Origin of the sequence: Marinobacter sp. CHS3-4, from assembly GCF_030053415.1 — a bacterium.
GTDB lineage: Bacteria > Pseudomonadota > Gammaproteobacteria > Pseudomonadales > Oleiphilaceae > Marinobacter.
This window is the reverse complement of the sequence record NZ_JASGBJ010000001.1, coordinates 979,475-992,890: the sequence shown is the minus strand read 5'-3', so window position 1 is coordinate 992,890 and position 13,416 is coordinate 979,475. Positions and strand designations below refer to the sequence as shown.

Below are 13,416 nucleotides of genomic sequence, written 5' to 3'. Positions count from 1 at the left end.
GTTTGAGTCATCAGGGCGGGCCAATTTCACAGGCCAGCACCAGCGCCCAGAACTCCGAAAAATCATTCACCACCACATCCGGTTTGTCCGGATGCTTGTGGGTGCCGGGAAATATCCGGTTCAGCCAGGGCTGATCCCACTGGGCTCCGTTGAAGAAGACGGCCGTCATTCCGGCGCGTTTGGCGGCAATCACGTCCGTGGTGCTATCGCCCACATACCAGACGCTCGGGTCGGCCGGGTAATGCAGCTTTTCCGCCGCGAGCAGCAGTTGATCCGGGTGAGGTTTGCGCTGGGGTACATCGTCGCCGCACACGTCCACCTCAAACAGGTGTGTCCAGCCGGTGTCTTCCACCGCAGCCAGCTCGTGTTCGAAAAACTCACGGTCCCGGTTGGTGATGACGCCCACCTGAATACCCAGCCGACCAAGCCCTTCCAGTACCTCCCGCACCTTGGGCTCGAACGCTTTGACCGTGCCGTAGTGATTGCGATAGTGGCGATTGAAGGCCAGGTGGGCCTCATGCTTGGCCTCCTGATCCTCACCGAACAGCACTTCAAAGATATCCGTGCGGCTGATTTTTCGGTCAGCTTTCACTTTGGGGTGAAGGCGGGCGAATTCCCGAACGTAGGCAACCAGCCGGGCGTCTTCCGGGGTTTTGCTGTCTTCCGGGGCCACCATGCGTTCTATCAGCCCCAGTGCTTCAAATTCGGGAAACATATCGTCTACCGCGTGATACATGGCATCCAGCGTATCCACCAAGGTGGCATGCCAATCAAACAACACCACTGAAGGCCGTATCAGACGTACAACGGCAGGGTGCCAGTCTGGTTCCTCTCTCGGGGCCGGTCGTTCGGGCTTGGGAAAAGGCCTTGGCCGCACTTCCGCCGGAACTGCCTGAAAAGCATCGGGTTGGCTGCGCTCCAACAGGGCCAGAAGATCCATCAGTTCTTCGAAGCTATCGATTATGGCAGACGGCGCATCACGTTTGCTGAACCAGCTGTTGATGCGATCCGGCTCCCAGGCAGCGCCGTTATAAAAGATGCCCGAAACACCGCCGCGATTGGCGGTTAGCATGTCGACGTAGCTGTCGCCGACATACCATGCCCTCGCATCCGCCGGCAGGCCCAGTTTGTCCAGGACCCGGTTAATCACTTCCGGATCGGGTTTGTACTCGGTGACATCGTCCGCACAGACAGTGGCATCAAACAGATTCCGCCAGCGGCCCTCATCCACCATCGCCAATTCCTTATCCAGAAATTCCCGGTTGCGATTGGTGGCTACCGCCAGCCGAATACCCATTTCTTTCAAGGCCGACAGGTATTCGTAGGCGCCAGGCTGAAAAGGCCGCACCTTACCGAAGTGTTTTCGGTAACAGTCGTTGTAGGCCTGGTGGGCGATCAGCTTCGCATCCCTGTCGTCACCGAAGATTGCATTGAAAATATCAGTGCGCGACACCCTTCGCTCGGCAAGTATTCTGGGGTGAAGGCGCCGGAAAATACGGATATAGCGCACCAGTCGGGCGTCATCGGCCGTGCGGCATTTGTCTTCTGGCAAGAGCCGTTCAACGAGACCCAGCTCTTCCAGCTGCGGCAGCATTTCCTCCATGGCACTGAACATGGCGTCATGGGTATCTACCAGGGTGCCGTGCCAGTCAAACATCATGACGGAAGGTGCAGGCAATCCGTCGCTGAAACTCGCCATGAATACTCCTCCGAAGCCTGTTCTCAATCACATCAGTAAAAACCATTTCCTGCGCCGGTACAAAGTCAGAACCTTATTATGATGGGCTGATAGTCTGCCCGGCCGAGCTCAACGTAAACCCGGCATGCACAAGAAACCGCATCTACCCGAAAAAACCTGCCCGGTGTGTCAACGGCCCTTTGCCTGGCGCAAAAAATGGGCAAAGGACTGGGACAGCGTTCGCTATTGCAGTGAGCGCTGTCGGCGTTCGAAAGGACAGCCGGTATGACCACCGTTGTCTGGTTCAAGCGGGACCTCAGAACCCACGATCATGCCCCACTGGCAGCCGCTGCCGAGCTGGGGCAGCCCGTAATTGCTCTCTACGTGGTAGAAAACGAATACTGGAACCTGCCAGACACCAGCGACCGGCAATGGGGCTTTATTCAAGAGTCACTGACGGACCTTGACCGACAGCTGGCCCGCGCCGGCAACCGGCTAACGGTACTGGAAGGCGACGTAATTACCGTATTGCAGCACCTGAAGCGCAGTCACGACATCAAGCAGATTTATTGCCACCAGGAAACCGGAGGCCGCTGGACCTTTGATCGCGATACGAGCGTGATTGGCTGGTGCCAAGACCAACAGGTGGAATTTCGGGAGTGGAACCAGTTTGGTGTCGTTCGACGACTTACCGACCGTGACCTATGGGACAAAGCCTGGACGGACCTGATGCGCCGACCGGTGCTATCGTCCCCCGAGCGCATTCCTGCGCCAGAAAAACCGGTGGATGGCGCGCTTGATCCCGCGACTATCGACGTGAATGCGGGTGCGGCTTGCCCGGACCGCCAGGCCGGAGGCAGCAGAAAAGGCGAAAGCCTGCTCAACTCTTTTCTCGAGCGGCGCTGCATTGGCTATCAGTACAATATTTCCAGCCCGATCACGGCGGTAAACGCCTGTTCCCGGCTCAGCCCCCACATTGCCTACGGCACCGTCAGCCTCAGAAACATCTACCAGCAGGCCAAAGCAACCGGTAGCCACCGTAATACCCTGCCGCGGAAACAGAAAAGCCTGACCAGTTTCCGCTCGCGCTTGCACTGGCACTGCCACTTTATTCAAAAACTGGAGGACGAGCCGGAACTGGAATTCCGCGCCATGCATCAGGAAATGGAACACCTGAAATCCGGTCCCAACGATTCCGAACGACTGCAACGCTGGCAGGAAGGCCAGACCGGCTGGCCCCTGGTCGACGCCTGCATGCGTGCTCTGAATCACAGTGGCTGGATCAACTTCCGCATGCGGGCCATGCTGATGTCGGTCGCCAGCTACCAGTTGTGGCTACACTGGCGCGATCCGGCATTGCACCTGGCCCGACTGTTCACCGACTTCGAACCCGGGATTCACTATTCGCAGACGCAGATGCAATCCGGACTGACCGGCATCAATGCCCTGAGAATCTACAACCCGGTTTTGCAAAGCCGAAAGCTGGATCCGCAAGGCGAATATATTCGGCGTTGGGTGCCCGAATTGGCTGGCGTACCATCGGACCTTATTCATACGCCCTGGTTAATGAACCCGGTCCAATTGGAGCGCTATGGTGGTAACACTTATATTGAGCCTGTCTGCGATCATGAGCAGGCCGCAAGAGCCGCCAGAAAGGCCGTTGGGGAATTTCGAAAACAGAGGGTGACGGAGTCAGAAACGCAGCGAGTACTGACACGACACGGCAGCCGTAAAGGGCCGGTGCAGCAGCGCCCACGCCTGCCCTCGAAGGGGCAGACGTTGAGCGACTCTGACCAGCTGTCGCTGTTCGACTGACCAGCAACAAACCATCAAATTCACGGCCTAACGGTTCGGGCCCATCATGCTCTGATGCTGCAACATCTGCTCCATCATCAGCTGCATCTGATCGAGGCGTTGCTCCATCATCTGCAGGCGCTGGTCCGTGCCCATTCCGCCTTGGCCTGAGGCATCAGCATGAGCCTTACCTTTGTGTTTCTTGCCCTGATTCTTGTTCTTCCCATGATGGTCGTCGCCCGCACCCTGGCCACCCTGCGAGCCCTGATCATTGCCCATCATGCCGTGATCACCACCCATCATGCCCTGGCCCATCATTCCTGACCCGGACATTCCGCCATGCATCATGTCCATGTGCTCCTGCATGGACTTCATGTGCTGTTGCATGAGCTTCTGGCGCTCCGCCATGGAACCGGCCTCCGGCATCTGTTGCATCATGTTCTGCATGTGGGACATGTTTTCATGCATCTGCTGCATCTGCTCTTCGCCCATCATGTTGCCATGGGGCATCGACTGCCCGTCGCCATGGGCAAAGGCCAGAGCAGGGGTCGTTGAAAGAATGGAACACGCAATGAGATAGCTGATTCTGTTCATAGGATTATTCTCCTTTTCCGCCGGTGACAACTCCATCAACCAGCATCCATGTTGTAAAGCTTACCGTAGAGTTCTATATATAAATCACCTTACATGCATCTTTTTAACCAGAGTTACAGACCGGTTGAAAAAGGGCGATCTCGGCACAACCTAACTGTAGTACAAGGGCAAGAAAGAGTCGCAATTTCTTAACCACAGGAGGTGTGGTGACATGAGCGATCAAGATAAAAAATGGTATGACCTTTACGAACGTTACACGGAAAAGACGAAGGAGTTTTTTAACGAGTCCAAAGACGCGACCGTCAAAGCTCTCGATGAGGCCTTGGACAAGGCCCGTGAGTCACTGGAAAAGACGGGGGAACTGACCCAAGAAGAGGGACGTCAGTTTAAAGCCTATCTCCAGCGCGACCTCGAACAAACCGGCAATGACTTCGATCGTTGGAGCGATTGGGTCAAAGCGCACTCGTCGCCAAACCGGGTTCAATCAGGATTTATGGACCTAACTGGAAAGCTGGCACAGAGCGGTAGCGACTTCCTGGCCCGCCTTTCAGAATGGGCGAACCATACTGGTGTTTACCACACCGGTGAAATGGCAGTCCCAGGGGCCTTTAAGTGTCGGTCCTGTGACGAGGAAATACACTTCAAGTCGGCTGGCAAGTTGCCACCCTGCCCAAGATGCAGGAAGACCGAATTCCGGAGAGTTGGTTAACTCGCTCCGGACGCGAAAAAGGCGCCCTTGGGCGCCTTTGTTATTCTGACCTAGAACATGACTCGCGCACCAACGACGGCGAACCAATCTTCGGTACTGCCTCCGGAGTCTTCGGCAAGGTCTGCGGTGTCGCCGTACTTCCGCTCATGGGCAATCCCCACATAGGGTGCAAACGCGCGGCCAATCAGATCATAGCTAAGGCGCAGGCCCAGTTCGGTTGAACTCAGCCCTTTGCCCACACCGATTTCCTTATCCTCCGAAAAGGCGACCAGGCTTTCAAAGTTGGCCGATACGATCCAGTAATTGGTGATCAGCAATTCATACTCGGCTTCAAAATCCGCCGATGCATCGCCTTCGTTGCTGACGTACAGATTGGTATCAACTTCCACCCACTGTGGCGCCAGGCCGGTCAGACCAATCACACCGTAAGTACGATCAGGCCCTCTTGGCGTATCGAACCGGACCCCTGCCTTGGCATCCCAAAAATCGCTGATGGGTATCTGCCCGACCAATTGATTTTCAAGGGTTTCCCAAACGTCTTCTTCGATTTCCCATTCGCCGGTAAACATCCAGTGGAGTTTCAGCTCATCGGTACCGTAATAGGCGCCGCCCTCGATAACGCCTAGTTCCTCGTCATCATCGCTGTAACGATATTCCAGCTTCTCCGCGGACACCCCCCAGAACGTTTTTGCGGTCTGGGATTTTTTGGCGGGATCTTCCTGCGCGATCGCCGGAGTGGCGGCTGCGACCGCCACCAGGGACAAACCGCACAATGATGCCGTCAACCGACTCATGATTCACCTCCCTGTTGAGCGTTCTGGGTACCTTCAGCAACGGTGCTATCCGGCCCGCCTTCCACAACGATCTTACGGAACATGCCGGAAGCCGCATGGTAAGACAGGTGACAGTGGAACGCCCACTGTCCCGGGGCATCAACTTCTGTTTCCATGTAGACGGTGGTCGCCGGCGACACACTGACGACATGCTTGATCGGGTTCCACTTCCCTTCGCCGACGTCAAGAATCGACCACATGCCATGCAGGTGCATCGGATGCGTCATCATGGTTTCATTCACAAACTTGAAGCGCACGCGCTCGCCGTACTGCAGAACCACCGGGTCGGCGTCTTCGAATTTGACGCCATTGATGCTCCACTCATAGCGCTCCATGTTGCCAGTCAGGCGCATTTCGATTTCACGGGTTGGCTCGCGGTGCTCGTACAGCGGATTTTGCGCTTTCAGGTCCGCGTATGACAGGAACTTGCCACCGTTGGCGGCCGTTGGCTTCAAGCCACTGCCCTTGGCATAGAATGGATCGTCTGATGCACCGCCCATATCCATCGATCCGTGGTCCATACCGCTGTGATCCATGCCTGCCATGGCGTCACCTGACATGTCGTCCTGGCTCATATCACCGTGGTCCATGCCAGCCATGTCGTCTTCGCCCATACTGCCGTGATCCATGCTTCCATGGTCCATGTGCCCGCCCATGTCGGCCATGGTCAGCAGTGGCTCTTCACGAAGCTCTGGCACTTCGGCTGTCATACCTTCCCGGGGCGCCAGGGTGCCGCGGGCATAGCCAGAACGGCCCATGGATTCGGCAAAGATGGTGTAAGCCTTCTCATCCTTGATGCGCACGATGACGTCATAGGTTTCGGCAACGCCAATACGGAACTCGTCGACGTTGACCGGTTGAACGTTATTGCCATCGGCCTGCACAACGGTCATTTCCAGACCAGGAATCCGAATGTCGAAATAGGTCATGGCAGAGGAGTTGATAAACCTAAGGCGAATCCGGTCACCCGGCTCAAACAGCCCGGTCCAGTTCTGCTCAGGCCCTTTACCGTTAATCAGCCCGGTGAATCCCTGAACGTCTTCGATATCCGCTTTCATCATGCGCATATCGCCCCACATCATCCGGTCCTTCAAGGTCTCCATAAACCCTTTTTCACCGGACTCCTCAATGAAGTCGCCCAGCGTCTGCTGCTGCCGGTTGTAGTAGTCGGCAGACATTTTCAGATTGCGCATGACGCGGTCGCCAGAGTGCGGGTGCTTGTCGGTCAACTGAACGACATACTCGCGGTCGTAACGGAAAGGCTCGCGCCCCTCCGGTTCGATCACGATGGCTCCGTAGGCCCCGTTTGGCTCCTGAAACCCGGAATGGCTGTGGAACCAGTAGGTACCCGCCTGAACAATCGGGAAGTTATAGGTGAAGGTTTCGCCCGGCTTGATGCCAGGGTAGCTGATGCCCGGAACCCCGTCCTGCTGGTAGGGAAGAATCAGTCCGTGCCAGTGGATCGAGGTCATCTCGTCAAGGTTATTGGTGACATTGATGGTCACCTCTTCGCCTTCCTTGAACCGTAAAACCGGGCCCGGGGACGCACCGTTATAGCCAATACCCTCTTTGACAAAATCACCGGTATCGATTTGAACCCGATCCACGGTCAGATTGTATTCGCCAGCATTCGCTGCGAAGGAAAGCATGCCGCCCACGAGGACGGCCATCCAATGTTTGATCATTTGAGAACCTGCTTATTTGAATTCAATATCGCCGTACATGCCTGCCTGATAATGGCCCGGAACATTGCAGGCGAACTCAAGCTCGCCAGGCTTGCTGAACTTCCAGATAATCTCGCCGGACTGGCCCGGCTCCAGCAACACACTGTTCGCGTGGTCATGAGTCATCTTGTGGCCGTCGCCCATATCCATTTGCATGGCTTCTCTGTCAATGTGGTCGCCTTTGAGAACACCATGGTTCACCATCATCTGCATTTCTTCCTGATGGGCTTCATGCATGGGCCCCGTCGCGATATTGAACTCGTGCACCAACGCACCTTCGTTTTTCACGGTGAAGCGAATGGTTTCGCCAGGCTTGACCGAGACCGACTCCGGCTCGAAATAGTTATCCATCATGGTGATTGCGACGGTGCGGTCGACATTTTTAGCTTTGCCGGGCTGGCCTACCATCGGCTTGCCCGTTTTATTTCCATGATGGCCGCCCTCTGACATCATGCCGTGATGGCCACCATCACTTTTCTTTGCTTCATCGTGATGGCCTCCATCGTGGGAGCCTGCCGCCCACGAAGTCGATGCAACTGCCATGGCAATGGAAGAAATCAATACTCTGGCGTAGGGGTGTTTCATGGTCTGCTCCTGACGTTAGTCATGCGGTTTTTGATGTAATTGCGACTTAATCTGCCTGTTCAACCTGAATTCTTCCTGAATTTTCCCATTGCCAGATTTTAAGGTTACATTCTGGGTTTCCAACTGATTTCAGACCATCATGAATGGGGTAGCAACGAACGTACATGAGATTACTTCTGGTAGAAGATGACGCACTCATCGCCGAAACACTGAATCGACAGCTGACCGCCGCTGGCTTCACGGTTGATGAGGCCCGCACGGCACAACAGGCCGATCAGCTGGGAAGGCAGGAAGACTACCGTGCCGTGGTCCTGGACCTGGGCCTTCCAGACGGCAATGGACTGGACGTACTCAAAGCCTGGCGCAGCGCACGGCTGACCATGCCGGTCCTGATACTGACAGCCAGGGGCGACTGGCAAGACAAAGTGAATGGCCTCAAGGCGGGTGCGGACGACTATCTTGCCAAACCCTTTCAGACGGAAGAGCTTCTGGCGCGGCTGAATGCCCTGATTCGCCGGAGCGAGGGACGGGTTGAAGCCAGACTGACCGCAGGAGACTTCGAGTTGGACGAGTACCGACAATGTCTTCAAACCCCGGACGGTAAGGAGCATTCCCTGACCGGCACCGAATTCCGGCTGCTGCGTTGCCTGATGAGCCGCCCCGGGCAGCTATTTTCCAAGGAACAGCTGCTGGAGCAGCTGTATAACCTGAACGACAGCCCCAGCGACAACACGATTGAGGCCTATGTGCGGCGCCTACGTAAAATGACCGGCGCAGACGCCATTCTCACCCGTCGTGGCCAGGGGTATATCTTCAATGTCCTGGATTAACCCAACCACTTCGATCCGCAAAACCCTGCTGACACTCCTGCTTCCAGCCGCCGTTGCACTGATGTTTGCGGCCTGGGTTGTCCACGGTTTGTTGCTCGAGCGAATGGCGCGGGGCTTTGTGGAGAATCGACTGCAGGACGAAGTGGCGTTCCTCGAGCATCAATTGCGGCGGTCGGGGCCGGATGAAATCCGGGATATTGCCGAGGGCGACTATTTTGAGGAAGTTTTTCATCATGCGTTTGCCCTGCGGATTGGCCAGCGCATCCACAGCTCGCCCCAGCTCTGGACCCCGATTCTTGAACCGCTGGTTCAGGAGTCAAAAAGCGGATTCGTTCAGCAAAACGGCTCTCGTTCTGACGCCGGTATCTCCAATTTTATTGCCTACCGCAAAGCAATGACGCTCAAGGGCGACGCGGTTGTGATTGTGGTGGCAGAAGATCTGAGCACGCTGCAACACAGTCAACAAGAATTGCATGTCTGGACCGCGGTGGTTTCCGGCATTCTGCTGATTCTGCTGTTGCTGGCCATCTGGCTGGCCATTCGCCTGTCCCTGCGTTCGGTTGTGCAGCTGCAACAAGGGCTGAAGTCCCTTCAGTCCGGCGACAGCACACGCCTGGAGGTAAATTCTCCGGCAGAATTTCAACCGCTGGTTAGCCAGCTCAACCAGCTTCTGGACACTCTGGACCAACGCCTGACACGCTCCCGGGAAGCTCTCGCAAACCTGTCCCACAGTGTAAAAACCCCTGTCTCCGCGATTCGTCAGGTATTGGAGGACGATACCCGGACGCTGGACAAGGACATGCGCCAACAACTCGCCCAGCGTCTCTCGGATATCGACCGCCAGCTGGAAAGTGAAATGCGCCGGAGCCGGTTCGCGGGCCCTCAGGCGGGCAAGGCGGCGCAACCTGTCAGCCAGGCACGAGATCTTCTCTGGATGCTGGGTCGTCTTTACCCTGACAAGAATTTTGAGCTGGAAACCGGGTTGGCGCCCGACGCACGCTGGCCGATTGAAGAGCACGACCTGAATGAAATCCTGGGCAACCTGTTGGACAACGCGGGCAAATGGTCCCAACTCAGCGCGGTGATGTCGCTGACAGAAACGGACTCTGAATTGGCGATTACCGTTGAAGACGATGGGCCAGGCGTTCAACAGAAAGATCTCTCGGCTCTCGGGTCCCGGGGTGTCCGACTGGATGAACAGATCCCTGGACACGGCCTTGGTCTTGCCATCGCAAAAGAAATCACAGAGCGTTATGGTGGTAGCCTGTCTTTCAGTCACGGCCTGCGAGGCGGACTTAAAGTGACCGCCTCAATGTTAAAAGCACCGCGCGGATCGTAAACCATGAAAATCGGCGAAATTTCAAAACACACCGGCATTTCGGTCGAAACTATTCGCTATTACGAAAAAATTGGATTGATGCCTGCGCCCGAGCGGGAAGCCAGCGGCTATCGGTCTTACCGCCCCCATCATCTGGACCGCCTGCTGTTCATCCGTCGCTGCCGTAACCTGGACATGGCTCAGGATGAGATCCGGGAACTGATTCGCCTGGCGGACCAACCGGATGCAGACTGCAGCCAGGTGGATGAACTGCTGGCGCATCATCTGACCCATGTCCGCCAGCGGCTGGAAGAACTGACGCGGCTGGAAGAAACGCTGACAGAGCTTCAGACCGCCTGTTCTCAGGGCCGCACGGTCAGCGAGTGCGGCATTCTGGGCGGGCTGTCTTCAGGTGCCCTGCCCGACCCCAGGAACGATACCGACAATCATATTCCCGGCACCCACGGGCCGAATTCCTGACGGGTGTTGACTCTGTAGCAGCTACAGGCTTTTAAATAATTCCAGATATCAATGGGAGGACATCATGGCCTGCAGTTGTTCAGCACCGGAACCCAAACAGCCAGACCCACGTTTTCGCAAAGCACTCTGGTTCGCCCTGTGGGTGAATCTTGCGATGTTTGTCGTGGAGGGCGTAGCCAGCCTTCAGTCCGGCTCGGTGTCTTTGCTGGCTGATGCCATCGACTTCTTTGGTGACAGCGCGAACTACGTTCTGTCTCTGTCGGTGCTCTCTATGGGGATGCTCTGGAGGGGCCGTGCCGCCATGATCAAAGGCATCACCATGGCGGTTTTTGGCATCGCCGTGTTGGGCCGGGCGGCTTGGGTGGCTCAAACTGGAATAACGCCTGAACCCTTTACCATGGGTGCTATCGGCCTGCTGGCACTGGCTGCAAACGTGGCTGTGGCGGTGACCCTGTTCAAGTTCCGAACGGGTGATTCCGACATGCGGTCGGTGTGGCTGTGCAGCCGCAACGACGCGATTGGTAACGTCGCCGTTATGGCTGCTGCAGTGGGCGTGTTTGGCACCGGCACTGCCTGGCCCGACCTGGCCGTCGCAACCATCATGGGATTGCTTGCCATCAGCGCTGGCGTCAGTGTGGTTCGCCACGCCCGGGACGACATCCATCAGGCAAAAGTGGATTCATCGCAAGGCGCCGGGCTCGAAGTCCGATAGACGATACTGGCGCTCATCGTCAGCGATCATCTTGTGGCCGTCGTAGTTGATCAGGGTTGGAAAACCATATTCATCGTCGTACGAGACGTCCAGTAAATGAGCATCCCGACGTTGGGCGTCTTCTACGAAGCGGAAGAGGCCATCCACTGTCATGCGCTCGGCATCCTCGCGAGTCAGGTTCTCCAAAGGACGCTGTAAGCCTTCGGTCGCAACAACCTTACCGCCCTTTATCTCAAGCCGAATGGGCTGCAAGAGATCCTGCGGACAGTAACAAGTCATCTGCGCCGTGACCGCATAATTCTCAATGTCCCGCTTTTTCCAGAGTTGGCGGGCCTCTTCCAGGCTTTCGGGGAGCGTGGTTCTGTCTGGCTCACTGCCTGCATTTGATACAGTCGAACCGCAACCGACCAAAAGCGAGGAGAACGCCAACGCCACCAGGGTGCGAAGGTTCATTAAACAGCCCTCTTGCAACGCCGCGTAACGCCCGCCAGACCTGCCAGCAATGCCAGCCAGCCGAGTGATCCACCGCCGCCGCTGCTGCTTCCACCGCCACTGGACTCTGTGGACTCAGAGTCACCCCCGGTATCCCTGGGCTGACTTTCCGGAACCTCTGGCTCTTCTGGAGCGACATCGGTGTTCTCAACCACCGTTATTCGAGTCAGCAGCGTGTCGTTGTCAGCCAGGATATCCTTCACCTCGCCACTTTCACTGACGACGGCCACGCCTTTGGCCAGATTCACCGTCGGACTGGAACCCGCTGTGACCTGAACGACCAGCTGGGAACTGGCCTGAACCTGGGTCTCCGGGCAGCTGAAGCTGGTTTGGCTATTCAAGGTACAGTCGGCGCCGTTCAGAGTGACTTGTTGCAAAACACCTTCGCCTGCTCCAATTGAGCCTTCAACGGCGAGCCGATCCGCAGATTCGGAGGCCTCCTGATAGACCACGTCAAAATAGCCTGTGTAAAGATCCCCTTCCGCGACTTCAGAGTTATTGCTTACCAGAGCTTCGATGCCAGCGTCTGCCGGGAAATTGAAACACTGTTCCACGGCGCTTCTTGAGGAAATTTCCGAGGTAATATAATCCTCAGAGCAGCTGGAAAAGCTGTCGAAACTGGAACTGACTGACGGGCTCATAATGTTTTCGCCGGTCGGACAGCTATTGTTGCTCCCATCGTGGGAAGCGCCCAGGTTATGGCCCAGCTCATGAGCGATGACAACGGCGGTACTTGAAGGACTACGGGCGCCACTGGACACACCCGTTCCCACACCGGCGCCCTCAGCATAATTGAAGTTCGAATGACACACCGTTCCGACGTATGCCAGACCTGCCACTCCGCCACTGAATGAACGCCCGGTTATAAAGTGGAAGAGCGATTGTTCGCTTTCAAGAAAAGCAAGCTCTCCATTACCGCGTTTAGAGGCGACATCATTCAGCACGTCGCTTGAGTCTGATGACGTACTGAACACCACGCTGCCCAGAAAGTTCAGCGACAGCGTATCAAACGCAATCCCGAACTGTTCGTAGTAGAAGCCTTCAACCATATTCATGATAGAGGCCGCTCGGGATCGATAGGTGTCCGGAAATCTATCCTGAAACTGCTGATCAAACGCCAGTTCCAGCTCAAGGAGCAGACAGGTGCCATCGACCCGCTCCGCACACAACGTGTCATAGCTGGAGCTCACCGCCTGCGCCATCGCTGGGCTGACCAGGCTTTCGGGCGTAATGGTCATTTTGTGATCGCTATGATCATGCTCTAACCCACACTTGGGGGCATCGATCCCGCTGAATGAATAGCTGGCAGCGCGGGTTGCTCCACCCCCGCCAATCGCGTGCATTTCGCCAAACACGAACGCCAATCCCTCCCAGCGGTCATCAATGCGAGAGACGCGCACCCAGCTGTCAGGATCTTCCGGGAAATGACCTTTGAAGTGCTCTCCAGAGTCAGGCAAGTCCATACCGATCATCGAACTGTTAACCAGTTTGGCTTCGTAGGCATGCCCCTCGATCCAGAGGTCCTTCGACAGCGTCGTCCGTTCTGCGGCAAACACCGACGTGCCAGTAAACAACAGGCCAAAGAGCATGGCCGCTACAAACTGTATAGACTTGGTTGGCATTACTGCATCCATATTGCGAAGTAGATACGGTAACGCTACCGAATC

General features: G+C 56.3%; 14 protein-coding genes. 7 read left to right on the top strand and 7 right to left on the bottom strand.

Features of this window, described 5'->3' with window-relative positions:
- Nucleotides 1-10: 10 nt before the first annotated feature.
- The gene (locus QLQ17_RS04585; RefSeq protein WP_283208357.1) at nucleotides 11-1,699 is read right to left on the bottom strand and encodes an HAD family hydrolase; all 1,689 of its coding nucleotides are present in this window, start codon (nucleotides 1,697-1,699) and stop codon (nucleotides 11-13) included.
- 124 nt (nucleotides 1,700-1,823) lie between these two features.
- Between QLQ17_RS04585 and QLQ17_RS17130 the strand changes: the two genes are divergently transcribed.
- Both QLQ17_RS17130 and QLQ17_RS04575 read left to right on the top strand, forming a co-directional pair.
- Nucleotides 1,824-1,967: a DUF2256 domain-containing protein gene (locus QLQ17_RS17130; protein ID WP_349306787.1), complete on the top strand. Its 144-nt coding sequence runs from the start codon at nucleotides 1,824-1,826 to the stop codon at nucleotides 1,965-1,967.
- Nucleotides 1,964-3,493 carry an FAD-binding domain-containing protein gene (locus tag QLQ17_RS04575; protein WP_283208356.1) on the top strand — a complete coding sequence of 510 codons (1,530 nt, stop codon included), beginning with the start codon at nucleotides 1,964-1,966 and terminating at the stop codon, nucleotides 3,491-3,493. The genes QLQ17_RS17130 and QLQ17_RS04575 overlap by 4 nt, the downstream gene beginning before the upstream one ends.
- Nucleotides 3,494-3,520: 27 nt before the next feature.
- Here QLQ17_RS04575 and QLQ17_RS04570 read toward each other — a convergent pair whose 3' ends face one another.
- Nucleotides 3,521-4,066, bottom strand: coding sequence for a hypothetical protein (locus tag QLQ17_RS04570; protein WP_283208355.1), 546 nt, complete (start codon nucleotides 4,064-4,066; stop codon nucleotides 3,521-3,523).
- Between the two features lie 211 nt (nucleotides 4,067-4,277).
- Here QLQ17_RS04570 and QLQ17_RS04565 point away from each other — a divergent pair, with 211 nt between their 5' ends.
- Nucleotides 4,278-4,775, top strand: coding sequence for a zinc ribbon-containing protein (locus tag QLQ17_RS04565; protein ID WP_283208354.1), 498 nt, complete (start codon nucleotides 4,278-4,280; stop codon nucleotides 4,773-4,775).
- A 50-nt stretch (nucleotides 4,776-4,825) separates the two neighbouring features.
- Here the strand turns inward: QLQ17_RS04565 and QLQ17_RS04560 are convergent, their stop codons facing one another.
- The 3 genes from QLQ17_RS04560 to QLQ17_RS04550 are packed head-to-tail and all read right to left on the bottom strand — an operon-like array spanning nucleotide 4,826 to nucleotide 7,917.
- Nucleotides 4,826-5,569, bottom strand: a complete 744-nt coding sequence (locus QLQ17_RS04560) for a copper resistance protein B (RefSeq protein ID WP_283208353.1) — start codon at nucleotides 5,567-5,569, stop codon at nucleotides 4,826-4,828.
- Complete coding sequence (locus QLQ17_RS04555; protein ID WP_283208352.1) at nucleotides 5,566-7,293, bottom strand: copper resistance system multicopper oxidase; 1,728 nt, start codon at nucleotides 7,291-7,293, stop codon at nucleotides 5,566-5,568. Before QLQ17_RS04555 ends, QLQ17_RS04560 begins: the two co-directional genes overlap by 4 nt.
- 12 nt (nucleotides 7,294-7,305) lie before the next feature.
- Nucleotides 7,306-7,917 (bottom strand): cupredoxin domain-containing protein, encoded by a 612-nt coding sequence (locus QLQ17_RS04550; protein ID WP_283208351.1) that lies wholly within the window; start codon nucleotides 7,915-7,917, stop codon nucleotides 7,306-7,308.
- A gap of 164 nt (nucleotides 7,918-8,081) precedes the next feature.
- On the opposite strand from QLQ17_RS04550, the gene QLQ17_RS04545 reads away from it, so the two are divergent.
- The 4 genes from QLQ17_RS04545 to QLQ17_RS04530 all read left to right on the top strand — a co-directional run bounded on the left by QLQ17_RS04545 (nucleotide 8,082) and on the right by QLQ17_RS04530 (nucleotide 11,257).
- Nucleotides 8,082-8,747, top strand: coding sequence for a response regulator transcription factor (locus tag QLQ17_RS04545; RefSeq protein WP_283208350.1), 666 nt, complete (start codon nucleotides 8,082-8,084; stop codon nucleotides 8,745-8,747).
- Nucleotides 8,734-10,086 (top strand): ATP-binding protein, encoded by a 1,353-nt coding sequence (locus QLQ17_RS04540; RefSeq protein ID WP_283208349.1) that lies wholly within the window; start codon nucleotides 8,734-8,736, stop codon nucleotides 10,084-10,086. The genes QLQ17_RS04545 and QLQ17_RS04540 overlap by 14 nt, the downstream gene beginning before the upstream one ends.
- Before the next feature lie 3 nt (nucleotides 10,087-10,089).
- Nucleotides 10,090-10,545 carry a Cd(II)/Pb(II)-responsive transcriptional regulator gene (cadR, locus tag QLQ17_RS04535; protein WP_283208348.1) on the top strand — a complete coding sequence of 152 codons (456 nt, stop codon included), beginning with the start codon at nucleotides 10,090-10,092 and terminating at the stop codon, nucleotides 10,543-10,545.
- A gap of 64 nt (nucleotides 10,546-10,609) precedes the next feature.
- Complete coding sequence (locus QLQ17_RS04530; RefSeq protein ID WP_283208347.1) at nucleotides 10,610-11,257, top strand: cation diffusion facilitator family transporter; 648 nt, start codon at nucleotides 10,610-10,612, stop codon at nucleotides 11,255-11,257.
- Here the strand turns inward: QLQ17_RS04530 and QLQ17_RS04525 are convergent.
- Both QLQ17_RS04525 and QLQ17_RS04520 read right to left on the bottom strand, forming a co-directional pair.
- Entirely contained in the window at nucleotides 11,225-11,710 is a 486-nt protein-coding gene (locus QLQ17_RS04525; protein ID WP_283208346.1) for a DUF6174 domain-containing protein, read from the bottom strand. The genes QLQ17_RS04530 and QLQ17_RS04525 overlap by 33 nt on opposite strands.
- Nucleotides 11,710-13,371 carry a M12 family metallo-peptidase gene (locus QLQ17_RS04520; RefSeq protein WP_283208345.1) on the bottom strand — a complete coding sequence of 554 codons (1,662 nt, stop codon included), beginning with the start codon at nucleotides 13,369-13,371 and terminating at the stop codon, nucleotides 11,710-11,712. The genes QLQ17_RS04525 and QLQ17_RS04520 overlap by 1 nt, the downstream gene beginning before the upstream one ends.
- Nucleotides 13,372-13,416: the final 45 nt, after the last annotated feature.